Below are 17,718 nucleotides of genomic sequence, written 5' to 3'. Positions count from 1 at the left end.
TAAATCGAAGTTTGTATATTCAACTTCTTTTGTGAAACTATTTGCAAGATATATTCCTGCTACAGCAATACAAATAGCTACTGCAATTATTATTATCAAAATATATTTCTTGTCCATATTATCAGCTCATTTGGATTATAATTTAATTTCAAAAGTTCTTAATAAGTCAATAAATAAACCCATGTTAAACACATAATATATATGTCATTTACAAATAATATATCTTTTGATAAATAAATCTCACCAATATAGTCTGTTATAATGGCTGAAATTTCAAATCACTTCAAAAAATTAGTAGTTATCACCAATTGCACATGTTTAGAATTATTATTCTATAACTTTTTTGAATTTCTCCCAAATCTTAACCATTGCATATGTGTCAAGCTCACAATACTTCAAAAGAGCCTGCCTTATCGCTTTCTGTTCGTGAGGAGTCTTGTCCTTAAGAGTTATAAACGCATCAGATGCCTCATCACCCCTGTGAATCAAATCAAGATTAGAATAATCAAGTTCAGGATCATCGGGATATAAAGCCGGAAGAACATATTTAATTGAAAAGGAACCTTTCATTTCTTTTGTATAATAATCCCTGTTTTTAAACGGCACCATCAAATCAACAATATTGGCGTTAATCCTTTCAATTTCGGCTGCCAAATCAGGATACATTAAAGCGAGTTTGTTGTTGACAAGTTTTTCTTCAAAAGTCCTGTTATACACGATTACACTACCGTCCTCATCCAAATTATTAATCATGCTTTCGGCAAAGTTTCTGATTAGATTTTCATCTCCGGATTGTGCCAGAAATTCCTTATGCTGTAGTGAAGCGCCTTCAGCCGGAATAATATGCAGGGAGTACTGGAAAGGTATCTGCTGGTACGGTCTTGTACCTTCATATTTAGGTACTGCATACTGGCAGGACTCATAGTCAATGAAATATAGAGGATATTTAAGAGAGTCCAGTATTTCTTTTATTGCCTCTTTTCGGATTTTCGGCTTGCGGTTATTCAGCTCAAAGTCAATCTGCTCGAGATATTTCGGGTTAATGTCATCATTTTCCAGACCCTTAAATGAAATTTTGCCCTCATCATACTTTTTAAACTTAGTGCGTGTCTGCATTCCCCTGATGTCAAACACATTAGGTTTTGCCAAATCTTTTGTACAGTAATTCCAGAAATCACAGCCATACGGCCTGAAACAATGTTCTCCGATATGTTTTTCAGGTTCACTGCCACCACCATGTGCCTTCATGAATCTGTTTAAAAAATCAATATTTTCTCTTATTTCTACCTGCTTTTGTCTGGCTAAATCAGTAATGTCTTCTATAATGAATAGCTGACCTAAATCCAATTCTTTCCCCCGGACATAATCCTTGTTTAAATACACGATAGCTACTTTTTTTACATTTAATCCCAAATTTGACAGGACAAAATACTGATAGGATGCATCATCAATATATACATCTTCGATATGTGTGGAACTTTTAACCTCGTAAATTTCCACACCGTCGGAATCGTTTTTAAGAATATCCACACTGCAGAAATTGTTATCATAAACAAATGACGCTTCGGTAATTATATTCGGTTTATCTAAAAGCAGTTCTTCTGTTTTTTTAATCATTTTATTGATGTCATTATCAAAGGCAACGTCTTCATAATCGCCGAATAGGCCTTTTGCAAGCTCACCGACTTCACGACCTTTTTCAAAAACAGATTCATTACCATCTGCTTGTGATGCTTCCGGTTTATATTTGTCAAGCCAGTAAATCTTTTCACACTGCACGCACCTACAATAGCTTGATTTTGATAAAAATATTTCATTCATTATTAAACTCCTATCAGATTAGTTCATCCGTATTCCTCACCGATCCATGCCAAATTGACATCGGGATATCCGCACTCCTCACAGTAGCCGTCAAATTCGCCTGCACCGCAGGAAGGACAATAATCATATGACGATTCATGATAATTATCCACTTTTCTTGAAGATGAAACGTTTCTTTTTGGCGGATTGCCTGAGCTGTCAGCCGGCGTACATAATGCCAAAACCACAATTACAAACAAAATTATTGCCAATACTTCAGCACCCTTAGTGCACCTCCTTTTTAAGCTCCATAGCCAAAAGTTCATATAACTCTTTTCAACTAAATGTATCTCATTGAACCTTGAATATTTCCAACCGTGCTTTTAATCGAATCTGAGTTTTTCTTAAAGCCTTCAAGCTCACTTTCCAATTCATCGAGTTTTTTTGATATTGTCACGAGCTCACCGGCCATATTGATTGTGAAATGATTTATTGTTGATAAGTCATTAAGCTCGATTACGAATTTGGAATCCGTTTCAACAGCCTTGAAAACTGAAGCGTATGGAAGATGTAAGGTTTCCACTTCAGATATGACACTGTTTTTTCTTATGGTGAAATAATCGTCACTCACGCCAGTAAGAGTATATGAATTGTTGGCGCCATGGCTGTTTTTTCGAACAAGTATTTCACAGTCCAGATATTTTTCAAGTAAGTCCTTCATGATTTCACATTCTATAATTTAAACATTAAAGATTTTACCATCACAGGCGAGGTTAATAAATCTCAGACTTAACCATTACTTTCCAACATGCCCTGCGATGGTTTGTATTGATATTGTTAATATAATGTTATCACAATGAGATTATAAATGTTTCCATCACCACATACAAAATAATTGTATACCCAACTTGCAATCCATCCGCAACTTGCAGAATTTGTGGTATTCCTGCATATTTATGATAAAATATATTAGAAAACAAAAATAGAATAAAATCAGTGGTGTAACAATGGCTAAGTTTTGTACAAATTGCGGCAGCAAGTTAGAGGAGAATGCTTTTTTCTGCACTAACTGCGGAAAAAAAATTGATGACAGTGGAATTCCAAACAACGGAAAACCTCAAGGACTTAGGGGCAGAATCAGAGAACAGGAAAACCATTTTAATCAAACAAAAGATGGCATTCGCTCCAGACTCAAAGAAAAATCCGAACAGGCAAAGGCAAATTCCTTAAAAAGACAAAGCATGAAAGGAAATATTCCCCGTTTAGGCGGAATTGCAGAATATCGAAGCGATTCCATTGTTATCAGAAAAACAGAAGAGGTAATACCAATCTCAGAAATCAGCAATTTCAGCCTTCATCAAAGCAGCCAGTCATTATGGAGTGATGTTAAAGTTGATTTTGACTACAACGGAAAACATTACAGAACCCAGGTGGCTGGAACTGAAAAAGGAAAATTGCAGACAATAGAAAAGAAAATAAGCGCAATAGAAATGAGCAGGTTTTCCAATTCAATCGCCGGCAGTGAGAATAACGATACCGATTCAAAAAGCAAAGCTGAAAGGATAAGGGAAATCAAGGAACTGCTGGATGAGGGAATAATCGATGAAGAGGAATTTAAAAAATTAAAATCCGAAATCATCGATGAATAATTTTTTTATCACAAATTAGTCCGCAACGCTTACAACACCATATCCCGCTGTTGTATCAGCCTCTTTTACAACACGCCCATCTTTAATAATTTCAACTTTAAGTTTACCGTTACCGCTGCTCTTCTTTTGGATTACTGCAGCAACGATATCTGATGAAGAACCGTCAAGGTTAATAATCTTATCTCCTTTTCCTGAATATGAAGATGTACTTGTTCCGACACCGACAGATCCGTCCCATCCGCCTTTGCATTTGATTCTTACCTGAAGCTTTGAGTCTCCAAGCTCATCATCATCCCTATCAGAGACCTGTGAACTTGAACTTGAACTTCCTGTATCCACGTCTTGTCTTTCAACATTATCTGAGTGATAAGTGTTATCCAAACCGGAAGTGTTTGCATCTGGAAACATTACGCTTCCTATTGCCCCTAAAATCAGCAATCCGACACAGCATGCCAGAATTATGGAACCTATTTTTTTACCTGTGCCCCATTCTTTCCAGTCATCAAAAAAGCCTGAAATTCCTCCGGATTTAGGTTTAATATTTGCTGAACTACTCTGATTATTTACATTTTTCAAATCTGATCCGCAGTTAGGACAAAATTTCGCATTGTCTTTAACCTCACAGCCGCAATTCGGACAAAACATATTATTTTCACCACCTGACTTAAAACATTAAATAAATATACCATTTGATTGCTTTAAGAATTATACCAAGACCTATTCCTCCCATAAGCCCTGTGATAAATCTTAAGGCATTATTGCTTTTTCTGTTTTTGAAAAGCTGTGTTAATCCGTCAATTGCTGATGGAGCCAGCAAAAGAACTGCAAATATAATCAAAGCAGGATTATAATATACAAAAAAGTAATATGCATAAATGAAATAGGCCATAAGAGAAATATAAAATCCTGTACATCTTGCACAGACCGGAAACTGACGGCCATTAATGAAAAAACTTCTCTCAGGCATTCTGTGACATATCAAATTTAAAGCATTCATGATTCAAACCCAGAAAATTCAGTTCTTATAATACATATTTTATACAATATTGCATAATAAATTTAATCCCGAAATTTCACCATCGATAATAAAAAAAAGTAAAAATACCCAGATAGCAGGCCATGCTGCAATCAGGGACTTTTAATCTAAAAATAGATACAATCATCTGAACTTATATGAATTCGGAATGTATCCTATCATGTTTCTTACACTTTCAAGGTTTGCCTCGTTTCTCTTGATTGCTGATTTGTAGGACTCTCTTGCAAAATTATCCAGAGATGAATGTATCCTTTCCTGGACAGTATATGCCTCAAGAGCCAGTAAATAAAATCTTTCGGATTCTGCAGATTTTGCTTGGCTTTCCCAATCGTGTTTAAGTAGATTGTGTGAACTTGAACGCAATATATTATACAGCTCGGGCATTTTCTCCTTTTCGCTTTCAAGCTGTCTTTCAAGCTCTCTACATCTTTCCTGTTCATATTCACTTTTGTATGAGCTGTCTTCAATCTTTTCTGAAGCCAAATGCCTGATTTTATCGCTAGATGCATTCTGCAAAAGTTCAATCAAATCTTTTTCATCACTTATGCGACTCATAAGAAAACTGACTTTTTCATCATCGCCATAGAAATGCTTGGCAAAATCAAGCCTGTCGGCACCATCTAACTTTCGAACAATCCTTTTGAATGTAGCCAAATCGCAGGTTGATTTATCGGCTATTTCAGACAGGATTTTAGGGTCTTTAATTTTTGCAAGCGCTCCTGAATAATTGTCACTATCATAAATTACAAAATCAGCCAGAATCCTCTCATCATCGCTATTCTGGTATGTTATTCCCAAAAGCTCATAAATCCTAACCCTGTTGGAGACAATACGCTCTTTTTTCAATATTTCATCGAGCTTATCCTTATCTGAGATTTTAGGTATGATGTAATATCCCAAATCATCATTCTGCATATAAATGTTGAAAAGAATATCCGCATTTTCTATTTTTTCACATGCCATCTCCTTAGGAGTGCTGTTTTTGGCATTGAGTGCAATATCTTCCAAAACCTCCTCATCATCGATTCGATTCATAATATCCTTAATATAATCCGGAACAACCTTGGCCTTAGGAAATTTCTTTATGATATCTGCAAGTACTTTTTCATCATTTATTTTTCCAAGTGCACGTATATTTACACTTTTGCCGTCATAGTCCTCTGTGATATAATGGCGTACGATTTGACCCAATCCATTCTCATCATCGAAGCTTGGATTTCCAACAACCTGATTTGCATAGCGAGTATTTTCAAATGCTTTTTTGAGTAAAAATTCACGGTCTTTAAGATTTGGATTTGACAGGGCCCAATACCCAAAGCTTATTTGCTCATCATCTGCAATTTCCATTAACATCTGCTCATTTCTAATCGTCCTTATTGCCTCATATTTTGTGGGAAAATCATTCTTAATCAAATCAAATAAAAGGTCATCATCTTCAACTCTGGATGTGGCCGCATCTCGAACCGCCTCCAAGCTCTTTTCCCTTTCGCTATTAGTGATTCCGACAACAGTTGTATCTCGGGCAAGTCCCCTGAGATTTGTCCAGTCGCTGATTTTTTCAATTGCCCTCAGACGGATTTCCACACAAACCTTATCTGATTTGATAATCGCCATCAGTACACTGTCATCATTAATCTTTTCAAGGGCCTTGAGGCGAACTTCATCAGCCAAATTTCCGTCCATCACGACTCTCTTTAACACCGCCTCATCATCAAGTTGGCTTAAAGCCTCAAGCTGAGCATCCATACTTGAATCCTTATTTTGAATAATTTTTATAAGCTGCCTTTTGCTTTTAGGTTTTGCGGCTGGTGAATCTTCATTTTCAGATTTTGTCTTGAATCTGTCGAATAATCCCCTATTTTATCCCTATTCTTTTAAAAATACATTAAAAAGTTCAATTGAATTTATATCCCCTAAGGTTTAGTCAAAATTTTTAAAAATCCTACACAGGTTAAATCATTACTTTTTAGCGTATTTACCCATAAGCCCTTCATATCCAGGTTTCATCAATCTGACATCAACCATCATTCTTATCAAACCATGCTGAGAAGGGTCAACAGGTTCCAGGGAATATGCCTTTTTAAGAAGCTCATCTATTTCATCGTAAGGTTTCTGTTTAAGTATCTCATAGAAAGTCTTGACAAGCATATAGTTTGCATCATTTTCACAGTCAGGCTGCGCGCTCCATTCCTCAAATATTTCTTCTGCCTTATCTACATTTTTTTTGGCCATAGCGTCCAGATACATTTTTGCATAGTTTTTAGGCTTATTGCTGCCGCCTTTCAATTTATCGAATAATCCCATATTTTCACCTACAAATTTGTAGCCTAAATGACTTATATAATGGTAATTTGTATTTCTTTCATATTAAAAGTATTTAGAAAAAAAATATGACATTGAATCTATGATTCAATGCCAAATTAATTGTCCTTAAAAAGCATCTGCTCACCATATACCGATTCGACCACTATTGAGGATACGTTATATATGTAGAGCTCCTGTGCGTCCATTGTCTCGTCGTAGCAGACAAACTCCACATGATATCCGTCGCCGTTTGCAAAGTGTATTGATCTTACATTATGCAGGAACACCTTGCCGTCAACAATGACGTTGTTTGAGCATCCCGCAATGAGATGAATGCTTTCAGGCCCTATAAATTGGGTCAAATCCATGCTGGATGTTTCTTTAATCTCCATTTACATCCCCCACAATATTGCCGACATTTGTCGAATTTAGTTTCACTCACATCAGGTCCGATTAGACAAAACACCACTTCAATGCAGAAACATTGAGGGTTTTAAATACATTGCCTTCGAAATTCGAACCTCTTTGAATTACATTCAATTTACTCCACCCGTTATCACATAAACAGGTTCAATACCTCTTTTTTGCCCAGTTTAAAAATCATTTAAATGATTTTTACATCAAAACCGGAAAATTAAAGTTTTTAATTTTATCGATGTGAACAATTCATATCGATTAAAACTTTTATTTTAAACCTATAATTGCATTTATTATTATATTACCTATTTAAATCTTTCTGATTTTTTCAAATTAAAATTAAATTTATGATTACTGCAAAAAAAGATATTATTGAAAATTTAATATTTGGACATAATTTTTATTTCACAACGTAAACTGCAGAAAATCGGATCTGCTAAAAGACATCACCAATATAACAATAAAAAAACAGATTACTTTGATATACTGCCAATATCAATTTTTAAAGACAAATCAATATTCATTTCAGCTCATCACAAGTTTAAATACTCTTTTGAATATATTAGCCAATATGAGTGCAAAAACAGAAATTTCAACTAAAAAATATGGGCATTATAATGATTATGCCTTCAAAAGCATCCTTCAAAAGCGTGCAAACGGACTTCTTGAATTTGCAGGAATACCCTACAAAATCAAAAGGACAATAATAACCGAGCTGACAGATATCCAGCCGAATATCCATCGCATAGATTTTGCAGGTGAGGTATATTTCAACGGTGAGGAAATCTGCATGATTGTCGAATGCCAGAGCGAACTTCCCACAGAAGATGACATCAGGAGATTTTTCCAGTATATATCCTCGTTTCGTGTGTTCAAGAATTGCAAAGTCGAATTATACATATTATGCATTAAAAAAGCACCATATACAAAAAAAGACTTTGTAATCAAAGACGGATGCACATATACAATGCATATAATATCATTTAAGGATTTTCAGGCTAGTGAAATATTTAATAGGATTGAAAACAAACTTAAATACAATAAAGAAATTACCGATGAGGATATTGCATCCCTGCAGGTTATAGTCTATACCAGCTATAGCGAATCAAAACTTGAAATAATTACAAAAGCCAGAAAATTGATTGACAAAATTGCAGAGAAATCCGAAATGGACATTAATGAAAAAACAGCAATCGTATATCTGTTGGACGTATTAAGCGCCAATATGCTTGATGAAACTGAATTGGATAATTATATGGAGGAAACAAAAATGAAAATTAACCCTGTAGAAAGATACTACACAAAACTAGGAAAAGAAGAAGGAATAAAAGAAGGAAGACAAAAAGGAATAAAAGAAGGAAGACAAGAAGGAATAAAAGAAGGAAGACAAGAAGGAATAAAAGAAGGAAGACAAGAAGGAATAAAAGAAGGAAGACAAGAAGGAATAAAAGAAGGAAGACAAGAATATAAACTTGAAATAGTAGAAAAAATGCTAAAAGATAATTATTCAATCGAAAAAATATCCGAATTAACAGGACTATCAAAAAAAGAAATATTAAAAGGAAACTAACCCACATCACCTAAATACATACTGAAATCATCAAATATTTCAACAAATCGTAAATATTTGGATTGTGATTAATTTCACAATCCTCCATTTAAGGAGAAAAAACATGAAAATTAACCCTGTAGAAAGATACTACACAAAACTAGGAAGACAAGAAGGAATAAAAGAAGGAAGACAAGAAGGAATAAAAGAAGGAAGACAAGAAGGAATAAAAGAAGGAAGACAAAAAGGAATAAAAGAAGGAAGACAAAAAGGCAAATATGGATTTGGTCTTGAAATAGCAGAAAAAATGCTAAAAGACAACTTTCCAATCGAAAAAATATCCGAATTAACAGGACTATCAAAAAAAGAAATACTAAAAGTAAATAACTCCTCAAAACCAAACTAAAATGTCAGTTTTCAACCTCATCAAGAATCTCTTCAAGCTCATCTTCATCCATAATGCCAGATTCAAAATCATCCAAATCATAGCCGTAATCGTTTAAAACATCTTCGAGAACGTCAATTTCGATTGTATCATCAGCGATGATGGAATGTAGCTGCACACAGACAGTAAGGCCCCCCTTCATCGACAAAACTGCCGCATCTTGGACAAATTCCCATATTATCACCAATCATTCAAATTTTCGCAAATCGAGTTTCCAGTTCTTGTAGGCCAGATCACTATCGGTTTCTCTCCACTCGAGATTTTCGCCTAAAACTCTCTTTTTCAGGGTTTGAAGACTATGGGATTTCAAATCAGACCCTCTATAACACCAGAATTCGCCGTTTTTATAGACCTTATAAAAACCTGTGTAATTGTTCCTGTCCTCATCAATGGATTTTGCCGCAAGATCCTTATCCAGAATATTCCATTTAAGCCCGTGCATTCGAACGAGAAATTCCAAATCCTTCAGATTGTCTGCGGTGTGTGATTTTTCACCGAAGACATACTTCCAGCTTAAATCATCCATCTGATATACGTTCATGAATCCTGAAAATTTCATAGAAATCTATTTTTCATGGGGAACAACGCTGTCGACAATCTCTTCCCCGACACTTGTTAACCTGTAAAGTCTTCCACGGTGTGCCTCTTCGTTTATGCATTCGGCCACGCCGGATTCCTTAAGCTCACGAAGCACTTTTGAAATATGGTTTCTTCTAATTCCGGTATCTTCTGCAACTTCCGTTGGAGTCTTGACTGTATCCTTAAGGGATTTTGTGGCTTTTGCCCTGTAAGATGATATATTAACATAGGCCAGTTTTACTAACATTTCGTCATCCATTTTAACACCTGATAACTAGTATGTTAATAACAAGATATAAATATTTTGAAAAAAAGTGGATGAATCATAATCGCTCAAGTAGATATTTTTCACGGCCTGCATCTATACCCAGTGATTGCATTGCAGATATTTTGCATGAAAGTGCAATGAAATAGATTTTATCTGCAGCGAAATGATTGGCTAACAAATCATCCACACATTTAATCGCATCCCCGTACAATCTGGATTCATTTAAAATCAGTGCCCGGTAGAGATGCTGGGATTTTGTTATTTCAAGAGGCCCTTTAAACTCATCATCCATATCCAATCCAAGAGAGTAGCGGCAGAATCCTTTCATGTAAATGGCATAATCATTTTTTCTGACTTCAATGGACTTTTCAAAGCATTTCAATGCTTCATCAAACATTTTAAGCTTAAACAGTGCGGTTGCCTTTTTATTTAAAAGTTTATATAAAATCTTTGATTTGAACTTTGAGGGATTTGCAAGAGCATTGTCATAGCTTTCGATTGCCTTTAGATAATTGCCGTGTGCGAAATGCTCATCGCCTGTGAATATCTGCAGCTTGATTTTAGGAAAGCTGTCCCTTTCCTCGGATGACTTTTTTAAAAGTAGCTTATGATAGTCAATGTCTTTTAGATTACCGTCGGCCTTAATTGCTCTTTTGTAATATCGAAAAGCCTTTATGAAATGCCCCTGACCAAAAAGAGCATGGGATTTAAAAAGAAGTGCCGGGCCGTAGTTTTCATCATAATATATGACCTTATCAAACAGAGTAATGGCTTTTGAATACTTTTCACCCTCAAGATACCCCACGGCCTCATCCAAAGTGTTTTTAATCTCAATTTCCTTTAAAAGATGGTCATGGCGAAGGCATCTGTTTAGATTGTCAAATCGGATTCTTTTTATAAAATCATCATCAGCCCCCATCCATGATGTTGTAACGCCGTCAAGCTGAAATCTGAGCTTGTCATCGGCACTAAAAACAGCAAGACCGAAATCATATCTGATTTCGCCATCAAGTCTTTTTAAAACGAATTCGTCGGGAATATCAAGTAAGGTCATTGATATTATATCTGAAAAGAATAAGTTAAAAATATTATGTAATTATGCGGTTTGACCATGAAAAAAAAAAACTAAAAATAGGAGTTAAGTGATACATGCTAAAAAAACATGGCCAAACCGTGTCAGAATCAATCAGTCATACCTCCAAAATTTTCCAATGAAATCTCATCAAACACATACCAGATTCTGTTTTGACTTTCAACAAGCCTTTTAAGCTCACCTAAGCTTTCTGCCCTAATTATATATCCTTCTTCATCATAATACCAGAACTCAGATGTCTTGAATACCCTGAATATTCCAGTATCATTTTGCCGGTAATTATTCTCAAGTTCCAGTGCCAATGCATTTTCAACCGCAAGCAGGACCTCTTTAAGCTCGCAGTTTTCAACTCCTCCCAAATCAAGGAGTCCCCAGTCAATTGCCTTTAACGTATCTTTTGTACAAAACTCAATAATTTCATCTCTAAACTTATCGAAATCTAACATATGCACCCCAAATCAACTAAACTCAACAGCGATTGAAAAGACTACCAATGACTACATACAACACCTCGCAAAGTATTATTAAGCATAAATTTACAGTTCCAGAAATTCTTTCATCAGACTTATAATGAACATGTTTAGAGGATTGTCCAAAGAAAGGTATGTCTCATTGCCCCTTTTGGATCCGAACTCGGCAAAGTAAGGAGTCTGTGAGCATCCGCCTTCAACGGTTGTTCCAAGAGTAAGGGTATTTCCTTTGATTTTTACTCCATAATCTGCCATTTCCACAACCTGGACGCTTTCAAGGTCATTTGTCCTGAAGACCTTTTCGTTTCCTGCAATTTCAATTGTAAAAATGGCTTCGCCGTCAGTTTCCTCACCGACAAGATAACATATTCTTACATATACTCCGTCGGATGCGATTTTTCTTTCGATGAAATCAAAAAATCCTTCATCCATACTCTCGTAGGTGTATTTTTCATCGGCGATGCCTGCATAAGTCGGCATGTAATCGTCGGCTGTGAGTTCATCCACAAAGAAATGAAACTCGGGATGGCCGTTAACGGCTCTTTCAACAATATCTCTTACATTCAAATTATCTTTTACAATACTTTCCATATTTATTCCTCAAATGATGACGGTTTTACTTAATTCTTCTGCTGATTACGGTAAAATATTAAAAGTTGCTTAATCTGGGGTGAAAGGATTATTTAAGTTTGATTTTATAGATTAAGCAACTAATAATCTTAAAAGAATACTACGCTCCATGCAGTAGTTTTATACACTTGTGGCATTATTATCAACTCCCTAGTTAGTTGAATTCGTATTAAGACAATTTACATCGATATAATGGCGTGGTTTAGTTATATCAAATTTAAAGTACAATTATAGTTATGTTTTTCATAAGTATATAAACTTTACTGTTTTAGGGCAATTTTGTAAAAAACATGTAACTTTGAAATTATTTAAAAAAAATATCTATAACCTGTATGGCGGTGAGGTCTTAAGTGCCCGAATTTCATCATCCATACTGGCCAGAATATCTGCCACAACATTAACTTTTCTAAAATCAAACATCTTTTATCCCCGGCATTATCGATAAATCACGGAAAACCTGAATATCGCGTCTTAAATCCCAAATTTTCAAATCCAAAGACCTAATCTCTTCAGAAACACCATTATTGAATCTTTCTTCGGGAACGTTTACTCTCAAAATAACAAACTTATCATCCATTTCAGGTTCAAAATTCATTTCCAGTGAAAATTCTGCATCACAAAACGATTTCTCTAAAAAAGGTTTCAATCCATCAAGCAAAACAAAAATATTCTCATTTTTTTCAAATTGTTTGCGAATTTCACCAGGAGATTCTACATTAAAATACTCACCAAGAGCTTCGAATCTCTCATCAAAACTCAATTCATTTTCCAAAAAATCACCTCTTTTTAAGTTAATTGATTTACAACACATATTATGTTTTTTATAATTAATATAACTTTCCATATAAACTTTAAACAATATAATAAGGATAAATCAATATTTATATGAGAAAATAATATTAGTTAAAAAGTAATTTATAAAAACTAGTATAAAAAATAGTCAGTTTTAAGTGAGGGCAATTTTACAGTGATGGAGCAATTTTGAAATTATTTAAAAAAAAAATTCTATAACCTGTATGGAGGTGAGACCTTAAGTGCATTCAACTGTTCAAATCCCAATTTCAAACTAGATTTGACGTCAGATAATTTTTCATTGAAATAATCATTACCTAAATCCCGATTATAATCAGCATCATTTCTCAATTGTCTTAATTCATCCAAAATCAAACCAAGTTCAGCTTCAGTATCATCCTGGGAATCAATTAATCTTTTACAGATTCTTTTGTGAAAATCTTTCCCATATCTGAATTCATATTCATCCAGAACAAAAATTAAGTATAGTCTAACAGGATCAAAAAGTGAATAATAATACCTGCTTATCGCAGACCTTTTGAATGCTTCTCCATCAATCTTAACTAAGTAATCACCTACCTCTTCAAAATTGGAAAAATCAAACATCCAAAAACCCCAGCATTATAAGACATTCCCTTCGAACATTAATTCTGCGACGTAATGGGAATAATTTTCTCTGCATTACAGTTAAATCATTCCTCGCTCCATTTCGAAAGTGCATTAATGGAACATTGACCATCAATATGATATAGTCATCATCCATTTCAGGCTCAAAGTTCATTTTAAGCAAGAACTCAGCATCTAAAAACGATTCCTCCAAATAAGGCTTAACCTCTTCAAGAAAAACAAAAATATTTTCATTTTCCCTAATATGAGATTTGATTTTATCAGGAGATTCAATTTTATAATACTCACCAAGAGCTTCGAATCTCTCATCAAAACTCAACTCCTCATGCAAAAAATCACCTCTTTTTAAGTTAATCGACTTACAACCTATACTATGTTTTTCATAATTTATATAACTTCCTATATATCCCTAAAACAATTTAATAACAATAAATCAATATTTATTTAAGAAAATAATATTAGTCAATAAATAATATATAAAAACTAGTATAAAAAATAGTCAGTTTCAAGTGAGGGCAATTTTACACGCTCAGAGCAATTTCAAAAAAAAGTTAAAAGAGAGTTTACAACTCTCCACGTTCACGCCTTTCATCAAGGTATTTTAGACCTAAATCCCCAAGCTTGTACTTTTGGATTTTACCGCTTGTTGTAAGTGGGAATTCGTCAACAAAGAAGACGTATTTAGGCACCTTGTATCTTGCAATGGATCCTATACAGAAATCACGGATATCCGCTTCTGTAACATCATCAAAGCCTTCCTCCTTAATGATGAACGCTCCGACGATTTCGCCGTATTTTTCGTCTGGAATTCCTGCAACCTGAACGTCCTGTACGCATTCATGGGTAAAGAGGAACTCTTCGATTTCACGAGGGTAGATGTTTTCCCCTCCACGAATAATCATGTCCTTGATACGTCCGACAATTGAGTAGTATCCGTCCTCATCGACTGTTGCAAGGTCTCCGGAGTGCAGCCATCCGTCAGGCTCGATTGTCTCTGCGGTTTTCTCAGGCATGTTATAGTATCCTTTCATGACATTGAAACCTCGACACATTATCTCACCAGTCTCGCCGACACCTACCTCTTCGCCGGTTTCGGGATCAACGATTTTTACCTCGATATTCGGGAACTTACGTCCGACTGTGTTGATTTTTTTCTCGAATGAATCTGAAGCGTTGGTTTGTGTAAAGCCCGGAGCGGCTTCTGTAAGACCGTATACGCTTGTAATCTCTTTCATGTTCATCTTTTCAATTGCGTCCTTCATGGTTTCAACAGGACAGGTTGAGCCTGCCATGATACCGGTACGAAGTGAGCTCATGTCAAACATGTCAAACATAGGATGGTTCATCATTCCGATAAACATTGTAGGAACGCCGTAGATTGATGTGCATTTCTCCTTTTGAATTGATGAAATTGCAAGAAGAGGGTCATATTCCTCAAGAACCACCATGGTTGAACCGTGGGTGATTACTGCCATTACTCCTAAAACTGTTCCGAAACAGTGGAAAAGAGGCACCTGTAAAAGAAGCCTGTCTGCAGGAGAGTAGTTCATGTTCTCTCCGATGTAGTATCCGTCATTTACGATGTTTCTTGAAGTGAGCATTACTCCTTTAGGAAAACCTTCGGTTCCTGATGTATACTGCATGTTTATTACATCATGCTGTGTAACTGCATCCTTTACCTTCTGATATTCGTCATCGTCATAGTTCATACCCAAAAGCAGAAGCTCATTGGTATTGTACATTCCGCGATGCTTTTCCTGGCCCACATGGAAAATGAATTTAAGATGAGGGAACTTTTCGCTGACAAGGCTTCCCCGAGCGCAGTTTTTCATCTCAGGAACAAGCTCGTGGATGATATCGAAATAGCTTGTATCCCTAAAGCCGTCGGTCATCGCAAGAGCCTTCATGTCAGACTGCTTGAGCACATATTCAAGCTCATGTGACTGGTATGCGGTATTGACCGTTACGATTGTTGCACCTATCTTTGCGGTTGCAAACATGTAGGTCAGCCATTCGGGAACGTTTTTTGCCCATATTCCCACATGGTCTCCCTTTTCAATTCCTATTGCAAGCATTCCCTTTGCAAGGTTGTCTACTCTTTCGTCAAATTCTTTATATGTAAATCTTAAGTTTCTATCCGGATAAACGATAAATTCATGATCTGGTTGCTTTTCAACCATTGTTTCAAAAAACTTTCCTAATGCAAGTTCTGTAAATAGTTCAGACATACTTTTCACCTCTAAATTTTTTTTAAATAAAATAACTTCTCCCAAATGCAAATCATAAATGCAATTCCAACTGCAACAAGTTCAAGTGTAAATCTGAGTATTCTGTGTGATATCTGTCATTATTTGGTTTAAAAGTTATTTTACTCATTTTATCTACCTCAGTATGGAGTGTAAAGTACAGCTAATATTTTAGCGTCGTTTTCATTACTTGCATGGAGATGGTGCGGAACGGCTGAGTCATAAAATATTGTGTCTCCCTCACCGATTGTAAAAGTGTCCTTTCCGTAGATGACTTCAATTTCACCTTCAAGCACATATATGAACTCTTCGCCTTCGTGTGAAGAGAGTTCCTTTTCTCCCTGTTCATATTTGATGTCGATCATGAAAGGGTCTATGTTTCTGTCTATTTTACCTGCGCCCAGTGAGTGGAACTCAAGGTTTGTAGCGTTTGTGACGTCTTCTCTACCTGAAAAGTAAAGTGAGTTTTCGGTTTTGCCGCCTCTTGTTACAACAGGTCCGAGTTCAGGTGTGTCGTCTAAAAATGTTCCTAATCTGACTCCTAATGCCCTTGCCATTTTTGTTAATGGAGTAAGTGACGGAATCACTTCACCGGCTTCCATAGCTTCAAGGACTTCCTGTTTAACGCCGCTTCTTTTGGCTAGGTCTTCTATAGACATGTCCTGTCTTTCTCTAATGTCTTTAATCTTTTTTGCAAAATCTTCGTTTGTCATATTTTTCACACATCTTTTTGAATTTACACTTAAAACAATTTAAGTATTTATAATTATATTTGACAATATATTTAAAACTAACCTAAAAAAACAGATATTTCGTTTAATTCATGGTGCGATACTAATATAGTGATGTGTGAAATTGTTCAATGAAATGCAATTTCAAAAAAATAATACAATCAGCTGAAGTTTTCGGGAAATTCCATTTTCAGTGCGCAAAGGATATCCTCAACTATTACGTCTTTCAGTTTTTTGTCTTCATAGGTCAAATCAGACAGTCCTCCGTTTGATTTTTCACAGACATATTCCTCATGAACTCCTACAAAATAGTCAAGCGAAACCCCATGGAGCTTTTCATATTCCCTGATGTATTCCATCATCAAATCCTTCTGGTTGAGGCTTGCATCCCATTTTGCATCATATTCCCGGATTTCGATGTAATGGTCATATTCATCCATATCAAATTCCTGCTTAATGTCAAAGATTATGTCCTTGGCTTTTGCAATTTCCAAATCCAGAACTTCCTTGTCCTTTCCATTGGATTTGTTGATGTAGCCCAACTTATCATCATCACCTAAATCCTGAAGATAGTCCTGTTTTCTAAAGTAAAACAGGGCGTGTTTTGCAGGCGGAAGCTGGGTAATATTTCCTTCGACACATTTGGCGAAAGGTCTTAGGGCATGAAGTATTGCAAGCTCTGTAATAGATACGTTGCAGATATAGTCAACGGTTTCGGGATATTCCCTCAATACAACGCTTCCGACATCCCTCGGGCATGGTCTCCAGCCAAGCCTCTGGCCTCTAAAGCATATGAAAAATGTACGGTCCTCATCAATGCATCTTAAGTCCTGAAGTATTATTGATTTGTTGAAAGACTCCTCCGGAACTGAAAAGGCAACATCTCTGTATAACAGTTCAATGTCGTGTTCCCTGCATATTTCCCATAACTCAGGATAGATTTCCTTAACAAAAAGCAGATATTCGGAAAACATATCGTAAAATGTACTGTTAATCATCAGTGATACTTGCTTTTTTTGCATTGTTTTGACCTCCATATATTAATCTGTTCAACATAATATATAAAGCAAACTGAAATTTAA

23 protein-coding genes are annotated in these 17,718 nt (G+C 35.6%); 3 read left to right on the top strand and 20 right to left on the bottom strand.

Annotated features, from left to right (window positions below; translation table 11 throughout):
- Nucleotides 1-327: 327 nt before the first annotated feature.
- The 3 genes from IJL02_RS06030 to IJL02_RS06020 are packed head-to-tail and all read right to left on the bottom strand — an operon-like array spanning nt 328 to nt 2,521.
- Nucleotides 328-1,821, bottom strand: a complete 1,494-nt coding sequence (locus IJL02_RS06030) for a DUF2779 domain-containing protein (RefSeq protein WP_292813038.1) — start codon at nt 1,819-1,821, stop codon at nt 328-330.
- A gap of 23 nt (nt 1,822-1,844) precedes the next feature.
- Nucleotides 1,845-2,126 carry a hypothetical protein gene (locus tag IJL02_RS06025; RefSeq protein ID WP_292813035.1) on the bottom strand — a complete coding sequence of 94 codons (282 nt, stop codon included), beginning with the start codon at nt 2,124-2,126 and terminating at the stop codon, nt 1,845-1,847.
- A gap of 14 nt (nt 2,127-2,140) precedes the next feature.
- Entirely contained in the window at nt 2,141-2,521 is a 381-nt protein-coding gene (locus IJL02_RS06020) for a hypothetical protein (protein WP_292813031.1), read from the bottom strand.
- Nucleotides 2,522-2,807: 286 nt separating this feature from the next.
- Between IJL02_RS06020 and IJL02_RS06015 the strand changes: the two genes are divergently transcribed.
- Complete coding sequence (locus IJL02_RS06015) at nt 2,808-3,449, top strand: zinc-ribbon domain-containing protein (RefSeq protein WP_292813028.1); 642 nt, start codon at nt 2,808-2,810, stop codon at nt 3,447-3,449.
- 15 nt (nt 3,450-3,464) lie between these two features.
- Here the strand turns inward: IJL02_RS06015 and IJL02_RS06010 are convergent, their stop codons facing one another.
- From IJL02_RS06010 to IJL02_RS05990, 5 genes are all read right to left on the bottom strand, one after another.
- Nucleotides 3,465-4,094 (bottom strand): zinc ribbon domain-containing protein, encoded by a 630-nt coding sequence (locus IJL02_RS06010; RefSeq protein ID WP_292813023.1) that lies wholly within the window; start codon nt 4,092-4,094, stop codon nt 3,465-3,467.
- Nucleotides 4,095-4,113: 19 nt separating this feature from the next.
- Nucleotides 4,114-4,446, bottom strand: a complete 333-nt coding sequence (locus tag IJL02_RS06005; RefSeq protein WP_292813019.1) for a DUF2085 domain-containing protein — start codon at nt 4,444-4,446, stop codon at nt 4,114-4,116.
- Nucleotides 4,447-4,608: 162 nt separating this feature from the next.
- Nucleotides 4,609-6,231, bottom strand: coding sequence for a hypothetical protein (locus tag IJL02_RS06000; RefSeq protein WP_292813015.1), 1,623 nt, complete (start codon nt 6,229-6,231; stop codon nt 4,609-4,611).
- Nucleotides 6,232-6,444: 213 nt separating this feature from the next.
- Nucleotides 6,445-6,789 carry a hypothetical protein gene (locus tag IJL02_RS05995; RefSeq protein ID WP_292813011.1) on the bottom strand — a complete coding sequence of 115 codons (345 nt, stop codon included), beginning with the start codon at nt 6,787-6,789 and terminating at the stop codon, nt 6,445-6,447.
- Nucleotides 6,790-6,905: 116 nt separating this feature from the next.
- Entirely contained in the window at nt 6,906-7,157 is a 252-nt protein-coding gene (locus IJL02_RS05990) for a hypothetical protein (RefSeq protein ID WP_292813006.1), read from the bottom strand.
- A gap of 620 nt (nt 7,158-7,777) precedes the next feature.
- Here IJL02_RS05990 and IJL02_RS05985 point away from each other — a divergent pair.
- Nucleotides 7,778-8,776 (top strand): hypothetical protein, encoded by a 999-nt coding sequence (locus IJL02_RS05985; RefSeq protein WP_292813004.1) that lies wholly within the window; start codon nt 7,778-7,780, stop codon nt 8,774-8,776.
- Between the two features lie 103 nt (nt 8,777-8,879).
- On the top strand, nt 8,880-9,161 hold the full coding sequence (locus tag IJL02_RS05980; protein WP_292813001.1) for a Yae1 family protein: 282 nt from the start codon (nt 8,880-8,882) through the stop codon (nt 9,159-9,161).
- 4 nt (nt 9,162-9,165) lie between these two features.
- Here IJL02_RS05980 and IJL02_RS05975 read toward each other — a convergent pair whose 3' ends face one another.
- The 12 genes from IJL02_RS05975 to IJL02_RS05920 all read right to left on the bottom strand — a co-directional run bounded on the left by IJL02_RS05975 (nt 9,166) and on the right by IJL02_RS05920 (nt 17,658).
- Nucleotides 9,166-9,318, bottom strand: coding sequence for a hypothetical protein (locus IJL02_RS05975; protein ID WP_292812995.1), 153 nt, complete (start codon nt 9,316-9,318; stop codon nt 9,166-9,168).
- A 69-nt stretch (nt 9,319-9,387) separates the two neighbouring features.
- A complete protein-coding gene (locus IJL02_RS05970; protein WP_292812990.1) occupies nt 9,388-9,759 on the bottom strand; it encodes a hypothetical protein in 372 nt (123 codons plus the stop codon).
- A gap of 6 nt (nt 9,760-9,765) precedes the next feature.
- A complete protein-coding gene (locus IJL02_RS05965) occupies nt 9,766-10,038 on the bottom strand; it encodes a winged helix-turn-helix domain-containing protein (RefSeq protein WP_292812985.1) in 273 nt (90 codons plus the stop codon).
- Between the two features lie 64 nt (nt 10,039-10,102).
- Nucleotides 10,103-11,101 (bottom strand): tetratricopeptide repeat protein, encoded by a 999-nt coding sequence (locus IJL02_RS05960; protein ID WP_292812981.1) that lies wholly within the window; start codon nt 11,099-11,101, stop codon nt 10,103-10,105.
- Nucleotides 11,102-11,229: 128 nt separating this feature from the next.
- Entirely contained in the window at nt 11,230-11,586 is a 357-nt protein-coding gene (locus IJL02_RS05955) for a hypothetical protein (RefSeq protein WP_292812978.1), read from the bottom strand.
- A gap of 90 nt (nt 11,587-11,676) precedes the next feature.
- Nucleotides 11,677-12,201: a hypothetical protein gene (locus IJL02_RS05950; RefSeq protein WP_292812975.1), complete on the bottom strand. Its 525-nt coding sequence runs from the start codon at nt 12,199-12,201 to the stop codon at nt 11,677-11,679.
- Nucleotides 12,202-12,652: 451 nt separating this feature from the next.
- Complete coding sequence (locus tag IJL02_RS05945) at nt 12,653-13,012, bottom strand: hypothetical protein (RefSeq protein WP_292812971.1); 360 nt, start codon at nt 13,010-13,012, stop codon at nt 12,653-12,655.
- A 233-nt stretch (nt 13,013-13,245) separates the two neighbouring features.
- Nucleotides 13,246-13,638 carry a hypothetical protein gene (locus tag IJL02_RS05940; RefSeq protein WP_292812967.1) on the bottom strand — a complete coding sequence of 131 codons (393 nt, stop codon included), beginning with the start codon at nt 13,636-13,638 and terminating at the stop codon, nt 13,246-13,248.
- On the bottom strand, nt 13,631-13,990 hold the full coding sequence (locus IJL02_RS05935) for a hypothetical protein (RefSeq protein ID WP_292812962.1): 360 nt from the start codon (nt 13,988-13,990) through the stop codon (nt 13,631-13,633). Before IJL02_RS05935 ends, IJL02_RS05940 begins: the two co-directional genes overlap by 8 nt.
- Before the next feature lie 232 nt (nt 13,991-14,222).
- Complete coding sequence (locus tag IJL02_RS05930; protein WP_292812957.1) at nt 14,223-15,887, bottom strand: AMP-binding protein; 1,665 nt, start codon at nt 15,885-15,887, stop codon at nt 14,223-14,225.
- Nucleotides 15,888-16,045: 158 nt separating this feature from the next.
- A complete protein-coding gene (locus tag IJL02_RS05925; protein ID WP_292812952.1) occupies nt 16,046-16,618 on the bottom strand; it encodes an XRE family transcriptional regulator in 573 nt (190 codons plus the stop codon).
- A 179-nt stretch (nt 16,619-16,797) separates the two neighbouring features.
- Nucleotides 16,798-17,658, bottom strand: coding sequence for a hypothetical protein (locus IJL02_RS05920; protein ID WP_292812948.1), 861 nt, complete (start codon nt 17,656-17,658; stop codon nt 16,798-16,800).
- Nucleotides 17,659-17,718 lie beyond the last annotated feature (60 nt).

This window comes from Methanobrevibacter sp., assembly GCF_017427765.1.
Lineage (GTDB): Archaea > Methanobacteriota > Methanobacteria > Methanobacteriales > Methanobacteriaceae > Methanocatella.
This window is presented reverse-complemented; position numbering and strand designations above follow the sequence as displayed.